The sequence below is a fragment of the Clostridium sp. KNHs216 genome, from assembly GCF_006714885.1.
GTDB lineage: Bacteria > Bacillota > Clostridia > Oscillospirales > Acutalibacteraceae > Caproiciproducens.
Genome location: NZ_VFMF01000001.1, coordinates 2,161,802 through 2,188,501, shown reverse-complemented (window position 1 = coordinate 2,188,501; position 26,700 = coordinate 2,161,802). Strand labels below are relative to the sequence as shown.

Sequence of the window (26,700 nt, the reverse complement as noted above, 5' to 3'; positions counted from 1 at the left end):
AAATTATTAATTAGATTTAGCACTCGAACTATCAGAGTGCTAAAGTATAAAACAGGCGAGGTGAAAGGGTTGGAGTTAAGCGAACGGAAACAAAAAATTCTGGCGGCTGTCGTTGATTTGTATGTTGCGACCGGCGAACCGGTGGGTTCCAAGGCGCTTTGCGACACCCTTGATTTCACCGTGTCCTCCGCGACGGTGCGCAATGAAATGAGCGACCTTGCGGAAATGGGGCTGCTGGAGCAGCCGCACACCTCCGCGGGAAGAATTCCTTCCCACAAAGGCTACCGCGTTTATATCGACACGCTGATGAAAAAGCATTCGGTTTCCAGGGAAGAGCAGCGTTATATCGACAGCCTGCTGCTGCCGAGCGCGTACGACCCCGAAAAGCTGCTGGACGGCGTTGCGCGGGCGCTGGCGGGAATGACCCGGTTCGCGGCCATTTCCACCACACCGAGCGGAAGCTCTGCGGACATCCGTGCCATTCAGTTTGTGCAGACCAGCCGAAGGACCGCGATGGCCATTATGATGACCTCCGCGGGCACCATGAAAAGCCGCGTTTTCCACTGCGATTTCGATATTACCCCCGAAATCCTGCGCGTGTTTTTCAGGGTGCTGAACGAAAAGCTGGTCGGGCTGCCGGTTTCCACCATTACGCCGGCATACATTCAGTCCCTTGCCGCGTCTTTGGGGAACATGACGATGTTGATGAGCGACGCGCTGATGGCGGTGCTGGACGTGGCGCAGGACACCATGCAGACGGAGGTCTGTCTGGACGGCGAAATGAACCTTTTATTCTGCAGCGAGCTGGGGCAGGCGGGCATCCGCCGCATTATGGATTTCCTCTCCCGGCCGCAGGAGCTTTCCCGCCTTCTGATGCAGCAGAGCAACAGCATGAAGGTGCTGATTGGACAGGAAAGCAAGCGTCCCGAGCTGAGCGAATCCAGCGTGGTGGTCTCCCGGTACTCGGTCGGCGGCAGGGACGCGGGCGCGATCGCCATTATCGGTCCTACGCGCATGAACTACGGAAAGGTCATTTCCAATATTGAATATCTCTCCGGCTCCGTCGGAAGAATGCTGACAGAGCTATTGGATATGGAATAGAAAGGGGTCACTGTTTTGGAAAAAAACCAAAAAGAACAAGTGGATAAAAAGAAAACTTCCGGAACGCCCGAAAAAACCTCTGCGGGCAAGCCGGAGGAAACCTCTAAGGCAGAGAAGGCCTGTGCCGGGGAAACTGCGGCGGCGGAAAATCCGGCCGGACAGGAAAAACCGAAGGACGACGCACAGGCTCAGCTGGAACAGGCGCAGGAGGAGCTGAAAAAGCAAAAAGAGCTTTTGCTCCGCACAGCCGCGGAATACGACAACTACCGCAAACGTACGGAACGCGAAAAAACGGCGGTATACGCCGACGCGACAGCCGCTGCGGTCACGGAATTTCTGCCCGTGGCGGATAACCTTGAACGGGCGCTGGAACAGCAGGACTGCACCGTGGAGGACCTTCGCAAGGGGGTCGAAATGGTCGGCACACAGCTGAAAGGCGCGCTCGCAAAGCTCGGCGTAACCGAGATGGGAGAAGCCGGGGAAGTCTTCAACCCGGACCTTCACAACGCGGTTTCCCATGTGGAGGACGAAAACGCCGGGGAAAACACCATTGTGCAGGTGTTCCAGAAGGGCTACAAAATCGGGGATAAGGTCGTGCGCCACGCGATGGTGCAGGTCGCGAACTGATTTGGCCGATTTCAGGTGATTTAAAAAATTCTTATAGATTGATTATTCAATTCAAAAACTTATTTTTTGGAGGTAAACAGTATGTCAAAGACAATAGGTATAGACTTAGGTACTACCAATTCCTGTGTTGCGGTTATCGAGGGCGGCGAGCCGGTCGTCATTGCAAATGCAGAAGGCGCCAGAACCACCCCTTCCGTTGTTGCTTTTTCCAAGACGGGTGAGCGTATGGTCGGTCAGGTTGCGAAACGTCAGGCGATTACCAATCCGGACCGCACCGTCTCTTCCATAAAAAGAGAAATGGGTTCCAACTATAAGGTCAATATTGACGGGAAAAGCTATACTCCTCAGGAAATTTCCGCAATGATCCTTCAGAAGCTGAGGGGCGACGCGGAAGCTTATCTGGGTGAAAAGGTCACTTCCGCGGTCATCACCGTCCCGGCGTATTTCACCGACGCACAGCGCCAGGCGACAAAGGATGCCGGTAAGATCGCCGGACTGGATGTAAAGCGTATCATCAACGAGCCGACGGCTGCCGCGCTTTCCTACGGCATCGACAAGGGCGACGACCAGAAGATCATGGTTTACGACCTTGGCGGCGGTACATTCGATGTTTCCATTATAGAAATGGGCGACGGCGTGCAGGAAGTTCTGGCCACCGCGGGCAACAACCGCCTTGGCGGCGACGACTTCGACAAGCGCGTCATGGACTGGATGACTTCCTCCTTTAAGGCGGAAACCGGCATTGACCTTTCCGGCGACAAGATGGCGATGCAGAGACTGAAGGAAGCCGCCGAAAAAGCGAAGATCGAGCTTTCCGGCATGACCTCCAGCTCCATCAACCTGCCGTTTATCACAGCGGACGCCTCCGGCCCGAAGCACCTTGACCTGACCCTGACCAGGGCGAAGTTCAACGAGCTGACCGCAGACCTTGTGGAAAAGACCATGGGCCCGGTCCGTCAGGCGCTTTCCGATTCCGGTCTGAAGATTGAGCAGATCAACAAGGTTCTGCTGGTCGGCGGTTCCTCCAGAATCCCCGCCGTGCAGGACGCTGTCAAGGGCTTTACGGGAAAAGACCCGTTCAAGGGAATCAACCCGGACGAGTGCGTTGCCATCGGCGCGGCGATTCAGGCCGGCGTACTGGGCGGCGAGGTCGAAGGCCTGCTGCTTCTGGACGTTACCCCGCTGTCCCTCGGCGTGGAGACCATGGGCGGCGTCATGACCAAGATCATCGAGCGCAACACCACCATCCCGACCAAGAAGAGCCAGATCTTCTCCACCGCGGCGGACGGCCAGACCCAGGTTGAGGTCAACGTCCTGCAGGGCGAGCGCGAATTCGCCCGCGACAACAAGCAGCTCGGCCTGTTCAAGCTGGACGGCATTGCCCCGGCACCGCGCGGAATCCCCCAGATCGAGGTTACCTTTGATATCGACGCCAACGGCATTGTCAACGTATCCGCCAAGGATATGGGTACCGGCAAGGAGCAGAAGATCACGATTTCCTCCAGCTCCAACATGAGCAAGGACGACATCAGCAAGGCTGTTCAGGAAGCCGAAAAATTCGCGGCGGAGGATAAGAAGCACCGCGAGGAAGTCGACCAGAAGAACGAAGCCGAGAATATGTGCTACGCGGTCGAGAAGCTGCTTAAGGACAACGGCGACAAGATCGACGAGTCCGATAAATCCGACCTGAACGCAAAGGTCGCTTCCCTGAAAGAGGCCATCTCCGCAAGCAATGTCGACGATATGAAGGCAAAGTCGGAAGAACTGCAGAAGGCGATGTACGCGGTCAGCGAAAAGCTCTATAAGAGCGCGGCGCCGCAGCAGCCGGCCGATGGACAGCCCGTCCCGCCGGCGCAGGACGCAAACGGCGGCAACGTCTACGACGCAGAGTACAAGGACGTAAACGACGATGACAAAAAGTAATCTCCGGCTTGCTTTTTACAATGAATAACGATTTATGAAAGATGAATGACTGTGGTGGCCAGCTCTTCGTTTGGGGAGCTGGCAATCATGGGTTGAGCGGCAATTTCAGCAATAACAGTTAAAATGCATTTTGAAGGAACGCCAAGGGACTCTTCCTCCTTCATTTATTCATTTTTCATTATTTTAGGAGTGATTTGGTTTGGCTGATAAAAGGGATTATTATGAAGTTATGGGCGTGCCGAAAAATGCCACGGACGAAGAGATCAAAAAGGCTTACCGCAAGCTTGCGAAGCAGTATCATCCGGATTTAAACCCGGGGGACAAGACAGCCGAGGCAAAATTCAAAGAGGTAAACGAAGCATACGAAGTGCTTTCCGATAAGGATAAAAAAGCGCGCTACGACCAGTTCGGCCACGCGGGCGTCGACCCCAACTTCGGCGGCGGTGCGGGCGGCGGAAGCCCCTTTACCGGCGACATTGATCTGGGCGACATATTCAACAGCTTTTTTGGCGGCGGGTTTGGCGGCGGCCGTTCCGTCAATCCGAACGCACCGCGGCGCGGCAGCGACACCGAAGCGACGGTGAACATAAGCTTTGAGGAAGCGGCAAAGGGCTGCCGCAAAAATATATCCTATCAGAAGATAGAAACCTGCGGCGACTGCGGCGGCAGCGGCGCGAAAAAGGGAACCTCCGCGAAAACCTGCCCGAACTGCGGCGGAACGGGACAGGTGCGCATCAGCCAGCGCACGCCGTTCGGCGTGGTACAGACCAGCAGGAGCTGCGACCGCTGCGGCGGAACCGGAAAGGTGATTGACGATCCCTGCGGAACCTGCGGCGGGACCGGACGGATACGCCGGCAGAAAACGATCGAGGTCAACATCCCCGCCGGAATCGACAACGAGCAGATTCTGAGCGTAAGCGGACAGGGAAACGCCGGAACCAACGGCGGCCCGAGCGGCGATCTGCGCGTGTATGTCAATGTGCGGCCCCATCCCATTTTTGAGCGCCGCGGCAACGACATCTGGTGCGAGGTGCCGATTACCTATACCCAGGCGGCGCTCGGCGCGGAGGTCGTCGTGCCGACCATCGACGGCCGCGTCAGCTACCATGTGCGCGAGGGCACACAGCCCGGCGACGTGTTTAAGCTCAAGGGCAAGGGCATCCCCCGGATCGGCGGGCGCGGGCGCGGCGACCAGTTCGTGCGCATGACGATTGAGGTGCCGAAAAACCTGACCCAGAAGCAAAAGGAAATTTTACAGGAATTCGACAATGTCGCCGAGGAAAAGAACTATCAGAAACGCAAGAATTTTATCGATAAGATCAAGGATATGTTCGGCGAATAGGAAACGGGCCGGAGAGTATCCCCGCCGGATTTCCATATACTCCCTCAGTCAGGCGCGGCCTGCCAGCCCCATCAAAGAGGGAGCCAAAAGGTTGCGCGGCTTGATCGACAACAGAAAAACCCGCCGGGAGCCGGGATTTTTTGTTGCTGGAAGGAAAATTTTTTCACCGCGGCGGACTCTGTATTGAACGGAGGATTTCCTGCATAGAATTGAAACAGGCAAAGGGAAACCGGGCTGCGGCGAAATACGCCGCGGCGGTCAGATGAGGAGGGCGGTCATATGGAGTATTTCGGCTTGTTTTTTCTGGCGGTCATTGTGGAAGGGGTCATTACCTATATCAACCAGTTCTTTGTCAAAGGAGTCCTGAAGTGGGAAATGGTATTTTCTATCCTGCTGGGCGTATTCGTTACCGTCGCCTACGGGGTCGACATGCTGGCCATGGTGGGGATGAAAACCTCGGTTCCGCTTGTCGGCAGCATCCTGACGGGAATCCTCGTCAGCCGGGGCAGCAATTACGTGTTCGACCTGGTCAAAACCCTCACTTCCGGGCGCGGAGGCATGAAAACATCCAAATAGAAAACAGCATGGAGTTCGGTCGGACTCCATGCTGCTTTTATTTTGGCGCGGGGTTTGGATTATTTGTCCGGCCCAGGAGATAGTCGGTGGAAGTATGGTAAAAATCAGCCAGACTGAGAAGATGCTCCACGGGAATGGTCTGATACCCTCTTTCGTACCGGGAATAGACCGTCTGACTGATCTTCAGGACCGCCGCGATATCCTTTTGCAGAAGATCCCTGTCGTTGCGTAAATCCTTCAGCCTTGGGAAATACAATTGCACCACACCTTCCCATAGTACTTTTTTATACTATTGACAATACCATAAGCAGGTGTTATTCTGCTTTATATAGTACTTATAAGTTCTATATAGGGAATGCAGAAAGGAAGAATGATGATGTCCGATTATCGAAAAATGTATAACATTTTATTCTCTGCACCAGGCGGGAAGAGAGCCTTTCACCGCCCACCAGCGCCTGACAATGCGTGTTGAGAATCCTGCCCTTTCGTAGAGCCGGATCGCGTTTTCACTGGCGGCGTCCAGAAAGAGCAGCTGATTTGCAGCGTCGGCTTTGATTGCTTCCATTAAGGCCGCCGCATAGCCGTTACCGCGGGCGGACGGGGTGGTGTACAAGTCGCTGATGTATGCAGCGCCCTTCAAACATCCCAGCAGCGCCATGCAAACCGGACTGCCGGATTCGTCATACGCGGCAAACAGGCGGTATCCCGCTTTGATCTGACGGTTGATCATATCCACGCCGTAGGGTTCACCAAAATCCTGTTCAATGCAAAGGGCATATTCAGCACCTGTCAACGGTTGAGTAAACAGACGAATGACACATTTTTTGATGTGCCGTGCTTTCGGGGGCTTTTCAAAAATCATGAGTCTCTCTTCAAATTCGCGCAGTTCATAACCGTGTCTGTCAAAATACGGACGAAGGAGACTGAGTGGCAATGAATCCGGTTGGTAAAAAATTTTTGGGACGATTTCTCTTTGATTGTAATAGGCTTCAATCTCCCCAATAGCCTGATCAATATCAGTGTTCTTGTTGATGACCGCGTAGTTGGACATGTAGCTTTCCTTGTTGTCTTCGTCGCTGAGTATTCTTCCCCATGCAGTGAGCTCATAATCCAGATATTCCATAGGGCTGTTGATGGTATAAAAATCGGTCAATTCCGAATCTGTCATAAGAGGTCTCCTTAAAAAAACAGGAGAGAATGCCTGGCACTCTCTCCTGATGATTATTCGTCTTTACCGCAGCATTTTTTGTATTTTTTGCCGCTGCCGCACGGACACGGGTCGTTGCGGCCCGGCTTCTTGCCTTTGCGCACGGTGCGGTTCGTGTCGCTGCCGTCGCCGCCGCTGCTCATGGTCGGCGTGGCCACCTGCTCACGCTTCGGCTCTTCCGCAGAACGGAGCTGGACGGTGAGCATCATGCGCGCGGTGTTTTCGCGGATGGTCGCGATCATCGCGTCGAACATGTCGAAGCCTTCCAAGCGGTACTCGACCACCGGGTCGTGCTGGCCGTAAGCGCGCAGCCGGATGCCCTTCTGCAGCTCTTCCATGGCGTCGATATGGTCCATCCACTCGGAGTCGACGTTTTTCAGAAGGATGACGCGCTCAAGCTCACGGGCGATTTCCTCGCCGAACTGCTGCTCGCGTTTTTCGTACAGCGCTTTCGCTTTTTCGATCAGCTCGTTCTTGACAAAATCGGGCTCCAGCCGTTCGATCTCTTCCTTGCTGTAAACCAGGTCCTCCGAGGTGAGCAGCCAGCCCATGTAATGGTCGCGCAGACCCTGGAAATTCCAATCGTCGTGAAGCGCGGTTTCAGGCATGTACTGGTGTACCTGGGACTCGATGGCCTGCTCGATCATCTTGATGATCTGGTCCTTGATATTTTCTCCGTTCAGCACCTGGTCGCGCTGGCCGTAGATGATTTCACGCTGACGACTCATAACGTCGTCGAACTGGAGGACGTTTTTGCGGATGCCGAAGTTGCGGCCTTCGATCTTGCGCTGGGCACCCTCAATGGTATTGCTGAGCATTTTGTTTTCAATCGGGGTGTTTTCATCCACATTCAGGCGTTCCATCAGGTTATTGATGCGCTCGCCGCCGAACAGACGCATGAGATCGTCTTCCAGCGAAATATAGAAACGGCTCATACCGGGGTCGCCCTGACGGCCGGAACGTCCGCGCAGCTGGTTGTCGATACGGCGGGATTCGTGGCGTTCCGTACCGATGATGTATAGGCCGCCGGCGGCTTTGACCTCTTCCGCTTCCTGCTTGATCTGGGCCTTGTATTTTTCATCCAGCTCCGCAAAGGTCTTGCGGGCATTTAAAATTTCTTCATCCGCTGTCTCGGAGTAGGCGGTGGACTCGCTGATGAGCTCTTCCGAAAACTGCAGGCGGCGCATTTCCGATTTCGCCATATATTCGCTGTTGCCGCCCAGCACAATGTCGGTGCCGCGTCCGGCCATGTTGGTGGCGATGGTAACGGCGCCCTTGTGGCCGGCCTGCGCGACGATTTCCGCTTCCTTGTCGTGGTATTTCGCGTTCAGCACTTCGTGCTTGACGCCGCGGCGGCGCAGCAGTCCGCTGAGCTCTTCCGACTTTTCAATGGAAATGGTGCCGACCAGAACCGGCTGCCCGTTTTCATGATGCTCGATGATATCCTCGATGACCGCGTTAAATTTCGCTTTCTCCGTCTTATAAACAACATCCGGGAAGTCCTTACGGACCATCGGCTTGTTGGTCGGGACCTCGACAACGTCCAGCTTGTAGATTTCACGGAATTCTTCTTCTTCCGTCATCGCGGTACCGGTCATACCGGAAAGCTTGTCGTATAGCCGGAAGAAGTTCTGGAAGGTGATCGTGGCGAGCGTTTTGCTTTCGTGCGCGACCTTTACGCCCTCTTTGGCTTCAATCGCCTGGTGCAGGCCCTCGTTGTAGCGGCGGCCGTACATCAGACGGCCGGTGAATTCATCGACGATGATGACTTCGCCGTCCTTGACAACGTAGTCGATATCGTTCTGCATGACGCCGCGCGCCTTGATCGCCTGATTGATGTGGTGCTGGATCGTGATGTTGTCGGCGTCGGTCAGGTTGTCAAGCTTGAAATAGGCTTCGGCCTTCTTCACGCCGGACTGCGTCAGCGTGGCGGTCTTTGCCTTTTCGTCCACAATATAATCGGCACCCTTGTACAGCTCGTCGTTGTCCTCTTTGTCGTTCAGCTCCGCGACCTTCACCATTTTCAGGGTCTGTGCGAAGTGGTCGGCCACATTGTAAAGCTCCGTGGATTTGTCGCCCTGGCCGGAAATGATCAGCGGGGTGCGCGCCTCGTCGATGAGGATGGAGTCCACTTCGTCGACGATGGCGAAGTTGTGGCCACGCTGCACTTTGTTTTCCTTATAAATGACCATGTTGTCGCGCAGGTAGTCGAAGCCGTACTCATTGTTCGTGCCGTAGGTGATGTCGGCGTTATACGCCTTCTTGCGCTCGTCGTTTTCCAGATCGTGTACGATCAGGCCGACGCTCAGTCCCAGAAAGCGGTAGATTTTGCCCATCCATTCGGAGTCGCGGCGTGCAAGGTAGTCATTGACGGTTACAACATGGACGCCCTTTCCGGAAAGGGCATTTAAGTAGGCCGGAAGGGTGGCGACCAGCGTTTTTCCTTCGCCGGTCTTCATTTCACTGATGCGTCCCTGATGGAGCACGATCCCGCCGATGATCTGTACCGGGAAGTGGCGCATCCCCAGAACGCGGTCCGAAGCCTCGCGGCAGACCGCGAAAGCGTCCGGCAGGATGTCGTCGAGCGTCTCCCCGTTGGACAGGCGCTCCTTCAGCGCGGGGGTCTGGGCAATCAGCTCTTCGTTGGACATCCCTTTATACTTGTCCTCCAGTGCCAGAACGGCATCACAGATTGGCTGAATGCGCTTCAGTTCGCGTTTGCTGTAATTGCCGAAAAAGGCGGTCAGAATATTACTCATAAAGTCACCTCTGAAATATCATAGAAAATCAATAGTATAGATTTTGCATATAAAGTCAGTATATCATATGGCTCAATAAAAATAAAGAAGAATTCATGAACATTGGCCCCGCAGGGTCCGAAGAAAAAAGACGGCGGAACCCCGTCCGCCGTCTGCGCTGAACCGATCAGTAACTTGCCGTTCCGATGGAATAAAAGAACGAAAGCAGGCTTGCTCCGAAAATGATGCTGAGAACAAGGACGACCAACATCATGATCAGGACTGCCCGGGCATAGTTTTTCCTGTTGGTGTTGGCGCTGCCGCTGAACGCCCACACAAGCATCATGATGAGGCCCACCACGGGGATCGCCCCCACGAGCATCATGACCAGATAATTGCCGATGGAAAGAGGCGCGCTGTCTTCGTAGACCGCAGGGTTTTGGTACGCAGAGTTTGGTTCTTGCATTTTTATCTCCCCAATATATTAGATTTGTCTCTATCGTAGCATTTTTCGACGGCTCATACAAGAATCTGACTTTTATTTTTCCGTGGGAATTTATGGCAGGATTTCAAGCTCCCGGCTCCCCGCTTTTTATTTGTTAAATTATTAATTATTGGGCATGTTTCTATTGATAAAAGGCGAAAGATAAACTATAATAAAACAGTATGTTTGGTTATATGGTAATAAAACCAAAAGACACTGAAACCGAAAGGAGTACCGATATGAATTATTCCCCAGAAGTGGAAAAAATGTGTACTGTAACAAAGGGACCCAAACACGGCCCCGCACCGATTCCTGAAGAAGGAAAATGGGTCAAGGCATATGAAATCAAGGATATATCCGGTTTAAGCCACGGCATTGGCTGGTGCGCTCCGCAGCAGGGCGCCTGCAAGCTGACTCTGAATGTGAAGGATGGTATTGTGCAGGAGGCTCTGGTGGAAACCATCGGCTGCTCCGGCATGACCCACTCCGCGGCAATGGCCGCCGAAATCCTGCCGGGCAAAACCATGCTCGAGTGCCTGAACACGGACCTTGTCTGCGACGCGATCAACGTCGCCATGAGAGAAATCTTCAAGCAGCTCGCCTACGGCCGCAGCCAGACGGCGTTTTCCGAGGGCGGACTTCCGATCGGCGCAGGTCTGGAAGACCTTGGCAAGGGGCTCCGTTCCCAGGTCGGCACCATGTACAGCACCGGCGCGAAGGGCGTCCGCTACATGGAAATGGCGGAAGGCTATGTTTTGAAAACCGCGCTGGATGAGAACAACGAGGTAATCGGTTATCAGTTTGTCAAGCTCGGCAAGATGATGGAGGACATCCGTCACGGCGTGAGCCCGGAAGAGGCTTATAAAAAGAATATCGGTCAGTATGGCCGCTTTGACAACGCGGCAAAGTATATTGACCCGCGTGAAGAATAATAAAGACCATAAAGGAGGACAAACTATATGGCTAACGATGTCATGTTTGAAGGAAAAGAAAGAAGAATGGCCAAAATAGAGAAGTGTCTTGCCGAGTATGGCCTTGCCAGCCTCGAAGACGCTCGCGACCTTTGCCTTTCCAAAGGGATCGATGTAGATAAAATTGTCAAGGGCGTACAGCCCATCGCGTTTGAGAACGCAAGCTGGGCCTATACCCTCGGCTGTGCAATCGGAGTCAAGACCGGCGTAAAGTCCGCCGCTGAGGCCGCCGAAAAGATCGGGGCCGGTCTGGAAGCGTTCTGTGTTCCCGGTTCCGTCGCCGAGCAGAGAAAAGTCGGCCTGGGCCACGGCAACCTGGGCGCCATGCTCCTGCGTGACGAGACGAAGTGCTTTGCTTTCCTGGCGGGCCATGAATCCTTTGCCGCCGCCGAAGGCGCCATTGGAATTGCCCGCACCGCGAACCGCGCCCGCAAGGAGCCGCTCCGGATTATTCTGAACGGCCTCGGCAAGGACGCCGCGTATATCATTTCAAGAGTCAACGGCTTTACCTACGTAAAGACCGATTTCGACTTCTTCAACGACGAGCTGAAGGTCGTTGAGACAAAGGCTTTCTCCGACGGTGAGCGCGCGGCGGTCAAATGCTACGGCGCGAACGACGTCCGCGAGGGCGTTGCGATCATGCAGGCGGAGGGCGTCGACGTTTCCATCACCGGCAACTCCACCAACCCAACCCGCTTCCAGCACCTGGTCGCCGGCACCTACAAGAAGTGGGCGCAGGAAAACGGCAGGAAGTATTTCTCCGTTGCCAGCGGCGGCGGCACCGGCCGTACCCTGCATCCGGACAACATGGGCGCCGGTCCCGCTTCCTACGGACTGACGGATTCCATGGGACGCATGCACGGTGACGCTCAGTTTGCCGGCTCCTCTTCCGTTCCCGCGCACGTGGAAATGATGGGCCTGATCGGCATGGGCAACAACCCGATGGTCGGCGCTACGGTAGCCTGCGCGGTTGCGGTTTTCGAGGCACAGAAATAATCTTTCAGAAGAAGCAACCGTTACACGTCTGTGACAATCCAAAGCAAATAATAACAATGATTACAAGGGCATGACAGTTTTGTCATACCCTTGTTTTTTACTTCCCAAAAAACAGGTTTTGGGGTATAATAGAACCCGTTGGAACGTTCCAAAATCAGCACGACAGTGAGGGCAACAAATCAAGAGGGAGTATCGAATTACGGTTTTTCTTAATGCGGAATAAGAAAAACCGTTTGAAATATCGTCGCTTTATTTTGCAGATGGCTGTCAGTAAACGCGGGGTGCAGTTATATGCAGGTTACAAGGTACAAACAATACAAAAGAAGGCGTTTTTTTCGAAGACTGGCCATTTGTATCTTTCTGGCGGGGGTCCTGTATCTGATCGGGCTGGGCACCTTTGCCGCCTTCAGGGGAATCAGCCAGATGGTCCACGGGGCAGCGCGGACGCAGAGCTCCGTTCCGGAGATATCCGCGGTGAGCAGCTCGCCGCCGGTCAGCAGCAGTCCGTCAAAGGCAGAGTCGGCAGCGGCCAGCCTTCCGCCCGAGGTGATTTCGTCGCCCGCCGTACCGCTCAGCAGCACCCCGCAGGAAGCCGTTGCTCCGGCGGGATATTTTGACGACGCGCTGTTGATCGGGGACAGCCGGACGGAGGCGCTGCGAAATTATGACGGGCTGGACAACGCGACTTACTACGCCGTAAAAGGGCTGATGGTCAGCACGATCTTCACGAAGCCGTCCATTGAAATCCACGGTAAAAAATTGCCGGTAATGCAGGCGCTTAAAGAGAAGAAATACGGGAAAATCTATATTATGCTGGGCGTAAACGAGCTTGGCTGGAGCAGCTTCAACACCTTTGTTGGGGACTACCAGAAGGTCATTGACGAAATGAAGGCCAGCCAGCCGGGCGCTGTGATTTACGTACAGTCCATCCTTCCGGTGACGGCGAAAAAATCCGGCACGGATAAGGTGTATAACAACCAGAAAATCGAAGCATACAATCAGGCGATCGAAGAGATGGCCGCGAAAAGCAAGGTCCGCTATCTCGCGGTCAATACGGCGGTTTCCGATTCGGAGGGGAACCTGCCCGAAGACGCTTCGGCCGACGGAGTGCATTTGAACAGGGAATACTGCAAAAAATGGTGTGAGTACCTGAGGACGCACACGAATGGGGAAAGGGATTAGGAAGAAATGAAGAGAGCGATCATGGTGATTTTGGCGGGCGCGCTGCTGTTTGCGGCGGGCTGTTCCGCAAGCACCCCGAAGTCGGTGGACACCGGGGCGGTTGCGGAAAAACTGATATCCTCGATCCGGTTTGCGGATCAAATGTCGAAGCTCGACAGCAAAACGGCGCTTAAGCTGTACGGACTTGACGAAAGCACCGTTTCCAAATCGGACATTTATGAAAGTACCGGGGCCACGGCGGAAGAGGTGGCGGTTTTTGAAGCGAAGGACGAAGCTTCCGCTGGGAAGGTGGAAGAGGCCGCGCAGAGCAGAATTGAAGACCAGCGGGCCGGTTTTACGGATTATCAGCCGCAGGAAATGGCGAAGCTGAAATCGCCCGTTCTGGTGAAAAACGGAAAATATGTCATCCTGTGCGTGTCGGACGACAACGCCGGAGCGCAGAAAATTATCGACGGCTTTCTGAAATAGCCGATTCACGGGAGCGGACTTTGCAGTCTCTCGTGGATGGAAACAAAAAAAAGACCCGAGCAGACGGAAAAACGTCTTTTCGGGTCTTTTTTATTTGCTTATCAGGGGTTTCCTTTCAAGGGGGAACCATTTCGGCATCCGGTCGCCGAAAAATTTAATCAGCGGCCCCATACAGAACGCGGTGATGACGGTGCCGATCCCCGCCACGCCGCCCAAAGAGGCGCCGAGGAGGACGGCCGTAACGTCGTAGCCGACGCGGCACCAGCGGTACTGCGCGTGAAGGAAGCGGGCGAGGATGAAGCCGATGCTGTCGTAGGGCGAAACGCCCAGATCGGGATACATGTAAAGCGCGGCGGTAAAAGCGAGAATGCCGATGCCCAGAAGCATGCAGGCGATCCTGAGGAAAAGCGGCGGCACGGGCGGCAGGAAAAAGGTGTAAAGCCAGTTGAAAAAATCCACCAGAAAGCCGATGGCGACCATGTTGACGATCGTACCGAAGCCGATCTTATCACGGGCGAAGAAAAAGGTGAAAACCAGCATGATGCTGTTCATGATCAGCTGCCATACGCCGAAGCTCATGCCGAGCAGCTGCGCCAGCCCGGTGTTCATACAGGTGCAGGGGTCCGTTCCCAGGCGGGCATATACGGAAAGGGACACGGCAAAGCCCATGATCAGGGTGCCGACGCACACCATCGCCATGCGCTTATAAAGGTCTTTCTTCATGTGTTCTTTCTCACAATCCGTGTTAAAATCAAGGCTTGCGAAGCCTGGGCACAATCAGGATTGCCGCCGCCCAGAACAGCTCGTAAATCATCAGCGCGGTAACGGTCAGCTGGCCCAGCCCGGAGTAGCAAGTCAAAAACGCGACCAGCAGAAGGCCGAGAATCACCGCGACGTTCTGCAGGGCAAGCGCGATGGAGATGTTGCTGCGCTGGCGGACGCACGCCGTCAGCAGACGCATCATGGCGGTCGGACGGCCCTTTGTGGCCATGACCGCTTCGGAACGCTCCTGCGGGGAAGCCGTCATTTCGGTATAGATGCTCCCCAGCCGCTCGGGCAACACGCGTACGGAGTGTTTGTCCAGCCCGAAGCATTCCGCCAGCAGAGCCGGGGTGATGTTCGGGTCGCAGGTGCGCACGATCAGGCTGATGCCGTTGTCTTCCATGCGCCTCAGCTCCATTGCACGGCGGCGGTCGGAATTGTAGGAGACCACGAACATGGCGACCAGTTCCCCGCCGGAGGCCAGATAAACGATTCTCTTTCCGGTGCGGATGTATTTTTCTTCATAATCACGGGAGGGCGGCTCAATGCTGTGGGCCTCCATCAGCTTGCGGCTGCCCACCAGAATCCTTCGCCCGGAAACCCACCCGGTAACGCCCTTGTCGTCCTCATAAACCGTATTGTCGATTTTCGGAAGCATGTCGCGGCGGCTCTTGATGATCTGGTCGAACAGGTCGCTTAACGGCCCGCCCACCGCGCACATCAGGGCGGTGGCGTCCACAATGGCGTCGTCGATGCGCTGCCCGCCGAAGGTCTTGATCGCGTTCAGCACGACGGTCCCCTTGGGGAACAGCTCTTTCGCGTCCACCAGCACGGCGTTGACCCCGCTGAACCGGTCGATCGCCGGATAGCCGACGATCATTGCGCCGCAGCGGGCGGCGATACGGCTGACCCGGTTGACCGGAAGGTTGACGCTGAGCATATTGACAAAGGGGACGCAGATGCACGCGGCAGCCGCGAAGGCGGTCAGCGCGCTGAAAATATCCTTAAATAATATGAGCGTAACAATGCACAGTATGAGAGAAGATACGAATCCGATGGGAGCCGCTACCTGTGAGGACTGCTCGCTTGGGTCCGGCTCATAGGAAAGGCTTAGGAACTGTTTCAAAAAATTCGTCTTTGTCTGATAGGCGATGACCGGAGCGTCCATCACGCAGCCGCTCGTCATCTGCAGCGCGATGTTGTGGTCGTCGAAAAGCTGCACGGCCTGTTTCTGGTCGGGCGCGGCGACAAAATGGAAATTGCGGTCGATCCGCCTGGCAAAGCTGAGCTTCCCTGCTGCGTTTAAAAACAGGGCCATCACCACGAGAATGGAGTACAGATGCAGATTCCCGGCCTGCAGGCTCTGCACGGAAAACAGCAGGGAAATATTCTGGATGAGCGCGGCGATATCCGCAACGGCGACGCCGCTGTCCGCGTTGGCCTGGAACGTGACCAGCCCCTTTAATCCGTTCAGGATGGGCGTGATGCTGAAAGCGGTGGCAGTCAGCAGGAATACAAGGTTCAGAATTATGTACGGCTGTGCTCCCGTCCAGTCCCGGACCGCTTCCGGCAGCAGGGAGGAATAATCCCGCAGGACACCGGAAATAAGGAGAATCACAAAGCTGATGCCCGTAACGGCCAGCCGGAGATACAGCGTTCGGATATTGGCGCTGAGGTCGTGGAAGATGGAGGGAGCGTCCGATGGACTCTGGTAGTCGTCCAGCTCCTCCGGCTCGCCGGGCAGGTTGTCTGTGGAGTCGTTGTCCTCTTCCTCGTTTCCGAACACGCTGAAGCTTTTCTTTTTCTCCGGTTTGGTTCCGTCCTCTTCCTCCGGCTGGAAAGAGCTTTCGAGCGCTTCTCCTTCTTCGGGGTCCATGGCCAGGGAAGGGACGGGCTCGGGGAAGGGGATGGGCTGCGGAGCTTCGTCGGAAAAATCTTCCGCCTGCTCCGCGCCTTCCTCCGGCACGCCCGCGCCGCCGGACGGCTCGACGGGGATCCGGATCGGCGGCGGAGGCTGCTTCGGCTTGGCGGGCGGATAGCCCGCCGCCGCTTCAGACAAAACTTCCTCATAATTATTCAGCTGGATAAAATGAACGGGCTTTCTGAAATCCGCCCGGTAGCTGCGTACGTTTTCCGCCGACCGCGGCACCGGCTTTCCCGGTTCCCTGACGGGGGGAGGAGGCGGGACTTCTTCCTTTACCGCCGGCGCCGCTACAGGCTCCTTGACAGGCTCTTCCGAAAGCCGGCAGCGGATGGAAGGAACGGCGTCGGGCTGGAACGGCGTCTGCGGGGTCATCGGCGGGGCCGACGGCTGGAACACCGGTTCCGGGTGAGGCTCGCGTATTTCCGGCTCCGGCGCGGGGCCGGGCGCTATCTCCGGCTTTGGCTGGGGAGCCGGACCGGGGGCGGGCTGCGGTGCGGGAGGAATCACGGTGGGAGCATACGGCTCCTCGGGTTCTTCCGGCTCCGGCGGCGGTTCTTTCGCCTTCGGACCTTCGCCGGCCGGCTGGTCCTCGTACAGGGAAAAGATATCGTCCTCATCCAGGCCGACCTGGCTCATGATTTTTTTCACACGCTTTTTGCGTTCGCTGTGAAGGCGCTCAAACCGTTCGGCAACCTCGTCGTCCACCACGTCGTCGCCGGTTTCGCTGAAAAGATAGGAAAAGACCGAGTCTCCCTCTTTCTTCTCCGAATGGGGCACGGGGGCCTCTATTTTTCCGTATTCCGCGCGGTAGTCCTCCAGCGATCGCAGCTGAAGGCCGTAGTAAATGTCTCCGTCCTCCTCCGGCTCCGGAAAGTCCTGCTTGCGGCGTTTGAAAAATCCCCTGCCGCGGCCCTTTGTCTTTTCCGGTTCCGGAGCGGCGGGGTGCTGCGGAAGGGAGGACACTTTTGCGTCCAGAGCGATTTTTGCCTGCCGGGCAATTTCCTCCGGTGTGGCAACCGCTTTTTTTCGTCCCGGGTCAGCCTTTGCCTTTTGTTCGGTGGGCGCAGGCTCCTGTTTTCCTGTTTCCAAAGTGCGCGCTTCCGCTAAAATCTCGTCTAACGAAAATTTGTCGCGCGGAGCTTTTTGATTGTCGCCCATATTGATCGCTCCTGTATTATTTTGTCTTAATCCCACTGCGCTGGCGTGCAATTTCATAACAGATGATGCCGCAGGCGACCGAAGCATTAAGCGAATTTATTTTACCCTTCATCGGCAAAGATATGACAAAATCACATTTTTCTTTTACCAGCCGCCCGACACCCGCGCCCTCGGAGCCGATCACAATGGCGGCCGGGCCGGAATAATCCACGCCGCACCAGGGCTCTCCGTCCATATCGGCGGCGTAAATCCAGACGCCGCGCTTTTTCAGCTCGTCGATGGCGGCGGTGATGTTCGTCACCCTGGCGACCGGGACGTATTCCACCGCGCCCGCGCTGGCCTTTCCGACCGCGTAGGTCAGGCCCGCCGCGCGCCGCTTGGGAATGATGACACCGTGCGCGCCGGCGCATTCCGCCACCCGCAGAACCGCGCCCAGATTGTGCGGGTCCTCCAGCTCGTCCGCCACAATGATGAACGGGGGCTCGTTCCGCTCTTCGGCAAGCCGGAAAATATCGTCGACGGTCGCGTATTCCCTGACCGCCGCTACGGCGACCACGCCCTGATGATTGGCGTTGCCGCACAGGAAATCCAGCTTTTTGCCGTCCGCTTCCTTAATGGCGATCCCTTTCTCCTTTGCCTTGGCGATCAGCGCGCTCAGGCTGCCGGTGTGCGCCCCGCGGACAACGTAAAGGCTGTCGATGCTGCGTCCGCTGCGCATGGCTTCGCTCACGGCGTTCCTTCCCGCAATAATGTCGTCGCCGCGCTGCTTTTTTTCTTCGTTCATCTATTTTTACTCCCTATTTTCATAAATATGGCACAATCTTCCAAAATTCGCCCGGAGTCCGGGAAAGGGCGGATTTTCCCCGCCTACTTTGAATTTCAAATTAACTATACATTTTCTATTTTAGCAGATATGGACATGCCCGTCAATGAGCGGAACTTCAAAACTTTTCCGGTTTGCTCATACTTTTCCCCGTCTGTGCATAGGAAAGATTCAGGAGGTACGGCAATCATGATCGTCACAAGACATAGTATTCCGCGAATTATCATAAAAAAACGGTTTTGGGCAGCCGCCGGCATCCTGCTGATGGTGCTTCTTCTGATTGTTTCCGTTGTAAAAAGCTGCGCCGGGCAGAAGGAAAGCCTGAGGGAATACGCGCTGGAAACGGTGTCGGAGGATTTCAAGCCCCTGGTTTCACAGGTGCTCCTGCGTACCCCTCAGGGGGAACAGATCAACACACAGCTGCTGTATGCCGTCTACATCACCCTGTTTGACAACAGCCGGTACCCGGACAAAAGCAATGTGAGGGAGCGCCTTGTAAAATGTTTCTATAGAGAGGAAAAGGATACGCCCATACCCTTTGAGGATACGGACGGGATTTTTGAGAGGATCGAGCTGGAATTCGGCCTTTCGGTCGACAGTGCGCAGAGAAAGTCGATGACAGGACTGAGTACGGAGCTGGCGCCCGGGTATGTCGATTCCGTTTCCCTGCTGCAAAAAAATCTGAAAAGCGGGGATGGGCTGAAAAACAATATCGGCCTTGCCAATTTCGCCTGGAATGCGCTGGCCTGCAAAAGCGGCTATGTTTACGGGGCGGTCGGCCAGACGATCCGGATGCCCTTTCTGCAAAAACAGCAGCAGCGGTTCGACGGGGTGGACCGGGCGGACCTGAGCGGGGAGCAGGTAAACGCTATCTACCTGAATTTTGGGGGGAGGCCGGGCTTCGACTGCAGCGGGCTGATCAAGGCGTATTGCTGGCTGGACGAGTCGACGGGGGAAATCTCCGCAAAGCGGCAGGGCGCTCTGCCGGACTGTACGGCGGACGGCCTTTTCGAGTCGGCTGAGGTCAAGGGCGATATTTCCGCGATGCCGGACACCCCGGGTCTGGCGGTCCACAGGAGCGGCCACATCGGCGTTTATGTCGGCGGGGGCGAGGTGATCGAGGCCAGGGGGAACCGGTACGGCGTTGTAAAGACCGAGCTTGCAGGGCGCGGCTGGGAACATTATCTGCAGGTGCCGACCCTCACCTATGTCAGGGACGGAACCTACAGAATACAGGACCGCAAGGTCGTTCTGTGCGACGGGAAAATCGAGGATGCAGAAGAATAGAGCAAGAGACCGGCGCCAATGCTTCTGCATTGGCGCCGGTCTCTCCAGATGGAAGAAATTGTGCGTGAGTGAGATGGAGATGTATCATCATGAAATCTTGTAATCTTATAAATTTGCCCTGAAAAAGGCCTGAATATCCTTGAATGTCTGCTCCTCGTCGGAGCCTTCCACCGTAACCGTAACCTCTTCGCCCTTTTTGGCCGCAAGGCTCATAACGGAAAACAGTTTTTTTGCGTTTCCTTTTTTCCCGGTTTTGCTGATGGTGACTTCCGAGGCGTGCTTCTGTGCTTCCAGAACCAAAAGACCGGCGGGTCTGGCGTGGATTCCTTCCTTATCCTGAATGACATAGCGGAACTCTTTCATCATTTTTCACCCCTTTATTGTTTTAAGCAGAGCGGAAACTTCTTTTCCGGTCGCAAGGTCTTCGGAAAATGCGCTGGCGCTTCCGGCGGCGATCCCGGTATGGAAAGCTTCGAGAAGGCTCCTGTTTTTCAGGTATCCCGCCAGGAAGCCGGCCACCATGGAATCCCCCGCGCCGACGGTGTTGACAACCCTGCCCTGCGGGGCCGCGCTCTGATAAACGCCGCCTGTTTCACTGACAAGGATCGCGCCGTCGCCGCCCAGCGACACAAGGATGTTGCACGCGCCAAGCACCTGAAGGTCCTTGCAGGCCAGGATGATTTCTTTTTCGCCTTTCAGCGCCCGTCCGCTCAGCTCTTCGAGTTCCTCCCGGTTGGGCTTGATCAGAAACGGCCGGAATTTCAGGACATTCAGAAGCAGCTGCCCGGTGGCGTCCACCACAATGCGGATCTTTTTTTCCTGCAGCCGTTCCATGATGGTCTCATAGGTGTCGGCCGGCAGGGAGGAAGGGATGCTGCCTGCGAGAACGAGGATATCTCCGTCGGAAAGGGAGCTGAGCTGCAAAAACAGTTCGTCAACTTTTTCCGGGGGGATGAGCGGGCCGCCGCCGTTTACCGCTGTTTCGCGTTTGGAGCGGATTTTCAGGTTGATACGGGACAGTCCGCCGTCCAGCCGGATGAAATCGGTGTTGCAGCCGAAGGACCGTACGCCCCGTTCGATTTCATCCCCGGTAAATCCGGCGATGAAGCCGAGCGCCGTGCTGTCGATCCCAAGGTTTTTCAGCACAATGGAAACGTTGATTCCCTTTCCGCCGCTCAGGATTTTTTCACCGCTGCTCCGGTTGATTTCGCCCTCGCGAAAATCAGGGACATCCGTGATGTAATCGAGCGCGGGATTAAATGTTACGGTATAAATCAATGGTGTGTACCCCCGCAGTCCTATTGATAAGTTTTCAGCCGTTCAGTCCGTAATGCGCAAACAGAATCTGTTCCGCTTCGCTGTTCCACAGACCGCTGTGCTTTTCGCAGCTGTCCGCCAGCTTTTTGAACAGCTCATCCTTTTCGCCTAAGGCGCGGAAATCGTCGATGGCCGTCAGCGGCAGATTGATATGGGTGTAAATCAGCTTTTTGCCGCCGGGGATGGAGGGCAGGTTTTCGGTTGCGTCGGCGACACAGTCCAGGCCGCCCACATGGGTGACCATTACCGACGGATTGATGGTTCCGGCGGCGGACAGGTCGAGCGCTTCCACAAGGTCGTCGGTGTTGCCGCCGGTGGAGCCCATGATGTGGGTGCTTATGTAATGGGTGTTATACATATTGATATTGGCGGAAAACTTGTTGTCCGTCGGACCCGCAAAGAAATTGAGGCAGCCGTCAAAGGCGAGCAGGCTGTCCGCCTGTTCTACCAGAGGACGGATGGGCGCCATGACGAGGATGTCGTCGTAGCCCTTGCCGCCGGTCAGCGCTTTCAGGCCTTCGTACTGGTCCTCCAGCTGATTCGGATTGACGTATTTCAGCGTTACGCCCTGCGCGGCGGCCTTGGAAACCGGGACCACCGTTTCCGCGCGCGCGATACGGTCCTCGCTGACGTCGGTCACAACGACCAGGCGGGGCTTTTTCTCAAGGCAGATGGCGTATTCCACCGCGCCTAGGCCCATGGGGCCCGCGCCGCCCATGATCAGTAGCGCACCATTTTCTTTGACGCCGGAGGCGTGGTCATAATTGCGCTTATTGGTGTGGTAGTTGGAATGGAAGCCGCCGATGATACAGGACATCGGCTCGCCGAGCGAGGCCTCAAAGTAGCTGGGGCCGTGGTAGTGCAGCAGGCATCCCAGTTCCATCACCTCGTGCGGGATGATGCAGTAGGTGCAGTCCCCGCCGAAAAATTCGTAGGAATAGCCGGGGGAATTGAGGCTCCCCTTGTAATTCAGGGCGGGCTGCTGGGCGAATTTTTCGCCCGGGGTGAATTCATCCTGCCACTTTGCCCCGACCTTTACAATGTCGCCGGCAAATTCATGCCCGACGATCACGGGATTCGTGTCAATATTCTGAGGGGCGCGCTTGTGCTTTTTCCCCTGCTTTACCAGCTTATAGGTGGACATGCAGATACTGTCGCTGACAACCTTGACCAGTATTTCATCGTCCTTTATTTCCGGCAGCTCGAATTCCTCAAGCCGCAAATCGTCTGCTCCATACATTCTGACTGCTTTCGTCTTCATAGTGATTCCTTTCTCCGGCCCATGCGGCCGGAAGCCAAAATTCAATCGCCGCTGAATAAACGGTAGATCTGATCGGCGTCCCTGCTTTTTACAAGGGTTTCCACCTTCTCCGGCGTATCCAGCTTCTCAACAATATTCCTTAAAATTTCCAGGTGCTCGTCTCCGACCGCGGCGATGCCCACCACAAGGTAGACGGTTTCGCCGTCCCACAAAATCCCGTCCGGATACACCAGGACCACCAGCCCGGAGGACGCGATTTCCTTTTTCACTTCGCTTTCTCCGTGGGGGATGGCGATGCTGTTGCCGATACAGGTGGAGAGTTTTTTCTCCCGCGCGAGCATGCCGTCGACGTAGGGTTTTGCGACATAGCCGCTTTCGACCAGCAGCTCTCCCGCGCGCCGGATGGCCTCTTCTTTGTTTACGGCGCTGCAGTTCAGGATAATGTTCCGCTTCATCAGAAGCTCCGGCTTTTTTGTGCTTTTCTTAAAAAACATAATGTGTGTACCACCTTCTTTGAATGGACCGGCTTCACAGGTAGAGCTCTTTGATTTTTTGAGCAAAGTAGCCCTCCAGGATCTCCTGTATTTTTGCGTAGGAAACGTCCCGGTCCCCGGATTTGAGCGCGTTCAGAAAATCTTCGTCTTCAATCAGCGCGCTGCTGAGCTTCCCCATCATCTGGCTGTTTTCCTTCCCGTCGGAGCCCGTGGGGATGAGCATGACGACCGCCAGCACGGCGCCCTTTAAATATTCGCTGCAGAAAGGAGGATGGTTGGGCAGGATTACGGAGAACACCGGTTTTCTTACGCCGCCGGTCCTCGCGTGAAGCAGGGCGAACTGATAGCTGACCACCACCTGTGAGCTGATTTTTTCCCTGGCGAGAAGATCGTTGAAAATCAGCCTGCGGTCTGTGTCGCTGTCGCCGAAGCGCTGGCTTGCCTGATTGACAAGCTCCGCGAACTTGATGTTCTCATCCGTGTACGAAATCCCGAACTGAGAAAGCACGGACTGGATGCTTTCCGCCATATCCCAGGTTTTGTGCAGGTGGCCGGAGGAGCTCCCGTTCTTTGTTTCAGGCGGGAGCTGACCCGTTTCCACATAGGCGCAGCGGTTGATCTCTTCCCGGATTTTTTCCAGATCCTCATCTGTAGGCAGGGGGCTGACCAGCAGATACGGGTACGCAACATCCTTGAGGGGGAAGGAGGAGACGAGGATGTCGATATCCGGCGGGGTTCCTTCGGCCAAATCCTCCTGTGCGTATGTCTTTAGCAGGACATCCGCCTTGAACGTGTTTTTTATGCGGGAGGACATCAGATAGGAAATCCCGATTCCGCTTGCGCAGACAACGCCGATGGTGACGACCTTGCGCTGGAGCTTTCTCTCTTTCAGGCGGATGACCGCCGCCCCAAAATGGGTGGCAAGGTAACCTGTTTCCGCGTCGGGTACGGCAAAGCCGTAGCTTTCCCAGATGACCTGCGCGGCATTTTTGCTTTTCTCAAAGATATCCGGATACATGGCGCGGATCTGGTCCAGCATATTGTTCTGAATGGCCATGTTGTGCTTGAGCCGGATCAGGGTGGGGTCCAGGTGGACGATCAGCCCGCTCAGCAGGACTTCATCCGTTTTCAGCTCCTGAGCCATCTCCGGGTCGAACCGCTCGATCATCCGGTAAATCATGCGGATCAGGTCATAATGGTCGATAAAAAAATCGTCGTCCGGATTTTTATCAATATATTTTTGTTTTGCACTTTTAATATGAATACAGATATATGCCCTTTCCTCGTCGCAGATTTTGAACTGGAAAGAATCCTCCAGCATATCCGCGATGGTGTCGGCGAGCACATAGTCCTCAGTTGCTTTCAGTTTTTCGATGGTTTCCGGTTCCATGGAGATAGTTTTCTGTCTGATAATTCTTTCTACCGCGATGGAAAGATAGATGACAAGCCTGAAGCGGGAGGATTCCGTGAACCGTTCCAGCTTCCTGTTCGGAATCGTTTTCAGCGCGGAGATCACCTGATTGAAAATTTTGGCATCCAACAGGGGATAAACGTCTATTTGCTCAGCCGGGTTTCCGTTGATACCGGAAGACGCCTCCCAGTATTCCTCGCGGCCGATATTTTCATAAATAAATTGGGAAAGCGCCCGGCGGTAGGCTTCCTCGGTGCCTTCCAGAGCAACACCGTAGCCCTGCCGCCGGGATAGATCCAAATCGTTTTCCCGGAACCAGTCGGCAATGACGTCCATGTCATTGCTGACGGTCCCTTCACTGACTTTGAACAGATTAGAGTAATAGTAAAGCTTCTGTACGCTTTGATTTTTCAGAATCTCCAGAATCAGGCGTTTCCTTCTGGATTCCTTATCCATGGGTTCCGGTTCCTCTTCGCTGAGAAGCGCCTGGGCAAGTCTTTCCCTGTCCTGTTCGCTTCCTTCCAGCCGGATTCCCACCCCTGACTTTGCGTTGATTTTCAGGTGAAAGGCGCGAAGCTGGGAGTCGACGTTTTCCATATCGCGGAAAAGCGTCCGCTTGCTGGTGTTCAGCAGGGAAGCAAGCTCGCTTACAGAAACGGGCTCCGTATTTTTCAGTAAAATACGGAACAAATGATTTAAACGCGGTGTAAAAGTCATTTGTAACCCCTCCTGATACCCAATGGTACTATTTTTTGCGCGCTTCGTATACCGTGTTTATGTACGGATTAAAACCGGTTTTCTTTGCTATATTGCCGAAGCGAGGCCGCCCAGCTGATTGACCAGCTCGTCATACTCCGGCGCCGCCATAAAGTTGGTAATGGTTACGAGCTGCGCGTTCGGAACGACTTTCTTCACCCGTTCCATCAGCTCGTGATGGGTGACGACGATCTGAACGTCGCGCGGAATGTCCTCGATCGAGGAATGGAGAACCTGAATATCCAGACCGGCTTCCCTCAGCTTTTTGCTGAGAACGGTTGCGCCCATTGCGCTGGAGCCCATGCCTGCGTCGCACGCGAAGACGATTTTGCTGATGTTGACTTTGCGCAGAGCAGGTGCGGTTTTTCCTGCTTTTCCGGCCTTCATTGCCTTTACTTTGTCTTTGGCTTCGTCAAGGTTGTCTTCGTCCTTCGCCGTTGCCTTCAAAAGTACGAACGAAAGCGCGAAGCTGACTGCCGCGGCGCAGGTTACGCCGACAATGGTAGAAAAGAATCCGCCCCTCGGGGTCATCAGAAGAAAAGCGATAATGCTGCCCGGAGCTGCGGGAGCGACGAGTCCTGCACCCATGATACCCTCTACAAAAGAACCGGTAATGCCGCCGGCAATAACTGCCAGAAACAGAATGGGGTTCATCATGACAAAGGGGAAATAGATTTCATGGATACCACCGAGGAAATGGATGATGATTGCGCCGGGAGCGGAGCTCTTCGCCGAGCCCTTTCCTGCGATACAGTATGCAAGTAGCAGTCCAAGGCCGGGGCCCGGGTTTGCTTCGAGCATAAAGAAGATGGATTTGCCGACCTTGCCGGCCTGCTCAATTCCGAGCGGGGTCAGGATGCCGTGATTGATCGCGTTGTTGAGGAACAGAACCTTCGCGGGCTCAATAAAGATCTGTGCCAGCGGCAGCAGGCCCGCTTTTACGAAGAAATCGACGCCGGCAGCCATGCCGTTGGTCAGAGCCACGCACAGAGGGTTGATCAGCAGGAACGAAATGATTGCGAGGATGCCGCCGATGATGCCTGCTGAGAAAGTATCGACCAGCATTTCAAAACCGGCTTTGATTTTTCCCTGTACCAGATTGTCAAACTGCTTGATAAGATAGCCGCCCAGAGGGCCCATAATCATAACGCCGAGGAACATTGGGATGTCCGCGCCGATGATTACGCCGATAGAAGCAATCGAACCGACGACGGCACCTCTCTGTCCGCCGACCATGCGGCCTCCTGTGTAACCGATCAGGAGCGGAAGCAGGTACTTCAGCATCGGGTCCACCAACGCCGCAAGCTTTTCGTTCGGCGTCCAGCCGGTGGCGATAAACATTGCAGTGATAAGGCCCCACGCAATAAAGGCACCGACGTTCGGAATAACCATGCCACTTAAGAATCTGCCGAAGCTTTGAACTTTCTCTCTCATTATTTACTCCGCCTTTCAATAAATTGTTCCGAAATATTTCTGCTATGATTATAAGCCGGAGCGTAATACTTTCTCAAGAGAAACAAAAACAGATTTGGCACACGGAAATGATGCCAAATTTTAATAACTGCAATTCTATATTTTGTGCAAAGTGCCAGATTTGATTTTTGCGGAGTCAAAAAATCCCCATGGAATCCCGCTTTGAGGCGCCAAAAAATGGAGACGGGCCGCCGCCCTTTCGACTCCTATACAGAGAGTAACTGGAATATGCGCCGCTTTTTTCCAGTCGTGGAGCCATTTATACACACAGTATTTGCAAAAGTTTACATAACGTCGTGGAATACTCCCGATTCTCTGTTGAAAACTCTGTTGAAAATGTTAATAAGTGTGGAAACCACCCCGCTTTCCCGGTTGTGAATAGGAAATGTATACATAATTATGTCAACCCGCCATTTAAA

At 54.9% G+C, this 26,700-nt stretch carries 24 protein-coding genes; 10 read left to right on the top strand and 14 right to left on the bottom strand.

Features of this window, described 5'->3' with window-relative positions; all coding sequences use genetic code 11:
• Positions 1-69 precede the first annotated feature (69 nt).
• The 3 genes from hrcA to dnaK all read left to right on the top strand — a co-directional run bounded on the left by hrcA (position 70) and on the right by dnaK (position 3,651).
• Positions 70-1,101, top strand: a complete 1,032-nt coding sequence (gene hrcA, locus LY85_RS10630) for a heat-inducible transcriptional repressor HrcA (protein ID WP_141826622.1) — start codon at positions 70-72, stop codon at positions 1,099-1,101.
• 15 nt (positions 1,102-1,116) lie between these two features.
• Positions 1,117-1,728, top strand: coding sequence for a nucleotide exchange factor GrpE (grpE, locus tag LY85_RS10625; RefSeq protein WP_243122528.1), 612 nt, complete (start codon positions 1,117-1,119; stop codon positions 1,726-1,728).
• 81 nt (positions 1,729-1,809) lie between these two features.
• Positions 1,810-3,651: a molecular chaperone DnaK gene (gene dnaK, locus LY85_RS10620; RefSeq protein WP_141826621.1), complete on the top strand. Its 1,842-nt coding sequence runs from the start codon at positions 1,810-1,812 to the stop codon at positions 3,649-3,651.
• 32 nt (positions 3,652-3,683) lie between these two features.
• Here dnaK and LY85_RS19710 read toward each other — a convergent pair whose 3' ends face one another.
• Positions 3,684-3,815, bottom strand: coding sequence for a hypothetical protein (locus LY85_RS19710; RefSeq protein WP_279230995.1), 132 nt, complete (start codon positions 3,813-3,815; stop codon positions 3,684-3,686).
• A 35-nt stretch (positions 3,816-3,850) separates the two neighbouring features.
• On the opposite strand from LY85_RS19710, the gene dnaJ reads away from it, so the two are divergent.
• Positions 3,851-4,993: a molecular chaperone DnaJ gene (gene dnaJ / locus LY85_RS10615; protein WP_038326098.1), complete on the top strand. Its 1,143-nt coding sequence runs from the start codon at positions 3,851-3,853 to the stop codon at positions 4,991-4,993.
• A 279-nt stretch (positions 4,994-5,272) separates the two neighbouring features.
• Positions 5,273-5,569 carry a hypothetical protein gene (locus tag LY85_RS10610; RefSeq protein ID WP_038326097.1) on the top strand — a complete coding sequence of 99 codons (297 nt, stop codon included), beginning with the start codon at positions 5,273-5,275 and terminating at the stop codon, positions 5,567-5,569.
• A 37-nt stretch (positions 5,570-5,606) separates the two neighbouring features.
• Here the strand turns inward: LY85_RS10610 and LY85_RS10605 are convergent, their stop codons facing one another.
• The 4 genes from LY85_RS10605 to LY85_RS10590 all read right to left on the bottom strand — a co-directional run bounded on the left by LY85_RS10605 (position 5,607) and on the right by LY85_RS10590 (position 9,980).
• Positions 5,607-5,825, bottom strand: coding sequence for a helix-turn-helix transcriptional regulator (locus LY85_RS10605; protein WP_038326096.1), 219 nt, complete (start codon positions 5,823-5,825; stop codon positions 5,607-5,609).
• Between the two features lie 150 nt (positions 5,826-5,975).
• The gene (locus LY85_RS10600; RefSeq protein WP_141826620.1) at positions 5,976-6,737 is read right to left on the bottom strand and encodes a GNAT family N-acetyltransferase; all 762 of its coding nucleotides are present in this window, start codon (positions 6,735-6,737) and stop codon (positions 5,976-5,978) included.
• Between the two features lie 53 nt (positions 6,738-6,790).
• Positions 6,791-9,535 carry a preprotein translocase subunit SecA gene (gene secA, locus LY85_RS10595; RefSeq protein WP_141826619.1) on the bottom strand — a complete coding sequence of 915 codons (2,745 nt, stop codon included), beginning with the start codon at positions 9,533-9,535 and terminating at the stop codon, positions 6,791-6,793.
• Between the two features lie 166 nt (positions 9,536-9,701).
• On the bottom strand, positions 9,702-9,980 hold the full coding sequence (locus LY85_RS10590) for a hypothetical protein (RefSeq protein ID WP_052010762.1): 279 nt from the start codon (positions 9,978-9,980) through the stop codon (positions 9,702-9,704).
• A 257-nt stretch (positions 9,981-10,237) separates the two neighbouring features.
• On the opposite strand from LY85_RS10590, the gene LY85_RS10585 reads away from it, so the two are divergent.
• The 4 genes from LY85_RS10585 to LY85_RS10570 all read left to right on the top strand — a co-directional run bounded on the left by LY85_RS10585 (position 10,238) and on the right by LY85_RS10570 (position 13,615).
• Positions 10,238-10,930, top strand: a complete 693-nt coding sequence (locus LY85_RS10585) for a nitrogen fixation protein NifU (protein WP_038326094.1) — start codon at positions 10,238-10,240, stop codon at positions 10,928-10,930.
• A gap of 27 nt (positions 10,931-10,957) precedes the next feature.
• A complete protein-coding gene (locus LY85_RS10580) occupies positions 10,958-11,965 on the top strand; it encodes a GGGtGRT protein (protein ID WP_038326093.1) in 1,008 nt (335 codons plus the stop codon).
• A 291-nt stretch (positions 11,966-12,256) separates the two neighbouring features.
• Positions 12,257-13,147, top strand: a complete 891-nt coding sequence (locus tag LY85_RS10575; RefSeq protein ID WP_141826618.1) for a GDSL-type esterase/lipase family protein — start codon at positions 12,257-12,259, stop codon at positions 13,145-13,147.
• 6 nt (positions 13,148-13,153) lie between these two features.
• Positions 13,154-13,615, top strand: coding sequence for a DUF4358 domain-containing protein (locus LY85_RS10570; RefSeq protein ID WP_141826617.1), 462 nt, complete (start codon positions 13,154-13,156; stop codon positions 13,613-13,615).
• Positions 13,616-13,705: 90 nt separating this feature from the next.
• On the opposite strand, the gene LY85_RS10565 is transcribed toward LY85_RS10570, so the two are convergent.
• The 3 genes from LY85_RS10565 to rlmB are packed head-to-tail and all read right to left on the bottom strand — an operon-like array spanning position 13,706 to position 18,243.
• Positions 13,706-14,338 carry a hypothetical protein gene (locus tag LY85_RS10565; protein WP_141826616.1) on the bottom strand — a complete coding sequence of 211 codons (633 nt, stop codon included), beginning with the start codon at positions 14,336-14,338 and terminating at the stop codon, positions 13,706-13,708.
• 28 nt (positions 14,339-14,366) lie between these two features.
• Complete coding sequence (locus LY85_RS10560; protein ID WP_141826615.1) at positions 14,367-17,459, bottom strand: hypothetical protein; 3,093 nt, start codon at positions 17,457-17,459, stop codon at positions 14,367-14,369.
• Positions 17,460-17,475: 16 nt separating this feature from the next.
• Complete coding sequence (gene rlmB, locus LY85_RS10555) at positions 17,476-18,243, bottom strand: 23S rRNA (guanosine(2251)-2'-O)-methyltransferase RlmB (protein WP_038326090.1); 768 nt, start codon at positions 18,241-18,243, stop codon at positions 17,476-17,478.
• 228 nt (positions 18,244-18,471) lie between these two features.
• Here rlmB and LY85_RS10550 point away from each other — a divergent pair, with 228 nt between their 5' ends.
• Positions 18,472-19,569, top strand: coding sequence for an NlpC/P60 family protein (locus LY85_RS10550; RefSeq protein ID WP_141826614.1), 1,098 nt, complete (start codon positions 18,472-18,474; stop codon positions 19,567-19,569).
• A 105-nt stretch (positions 19,570-19,674) separates the two neighbouring features.
• On the opposite strand, the gene LY85_RS10545 is transcribed toward LY85_RS10550, so the two are convergent.
• From LY85_RS10545 to LY85_RS10520, 6 genes are all read right to left on the bottom strand, one after another.
• Positions 19,675-19,932, bottom strand: coding sequence for an HPr family phosphocarrier protein (locus LY85_RS10545; protein WP_038326089.1), 258 nt, complete (start codon positions 19,930-19,932; stop codon positions 19,675-19,677).
• A 6-nt stretch (positions 19,933-19,938) separates the two neighbouring features.
• Positions 19,939-20,847 carry a 1-phosphofructokinase gene (pfkB, locus tag LY85_RS10540; protein WP_141826613.1) on the bottom strand — a complete coding sequence of 303 codons (909 nt, stop codon included), beginning with the start codon at positions 20,845-20,847 and terminating at the stop codon, positions 19,939-19,941.
• Positions 20,848-20,881: 34 nt separating this feature from the next.
• On the bottom strand, positions 20,882-22,147 hold the full coding sequence (locus LY85_RS10535) for a zinc-binding dehydrogenase (RefSeq protein ID WP_141826612.1): 1,266 nt from the start codon (positions 22,145-22,147) through the stop codon (positions 20,882-20,884).
• 41 nt (positions 22,148-22,188) lie between these two features.
• Entirely contained in the window at positions 22,189-22,641 is a 453-nt protein-coding gene (locus LY85_RS10530) for a PTS sugar transporter subunit IIA (RefSeq protein ID WP_141826611.1), read from the bottom strand.
• 34 nt (positions 22,642-22,675) lie between these two features.
• The gene (locus LY85_RS10525; protein WP_141826610.1) at positions 22,676-24,769 is read right to left on the bottom strand and encodes a BglG family transcription antiterminator; all 2,094 of its coding nucleotides are present in this window, start codon (positions 24,767-24,769) and stop codon (positions 22,676-22,678) included.
• Between the two features lie 87 nt (positions 24,770-24,856).
• On the bottom strand, positions 24,857-26,242 hold the full coding sequence (locus LY85_RS10520; protein WP_038326082.1) for a PTS mannitol transporter subunit IICBA: 1,386 nt from the start codon (positions 26,240-26,242) through the stop codon (positions 24,857-24,859).
• Between the last annotated feature and the right edge of the window lie 458 nt (positions 26,243-26,700).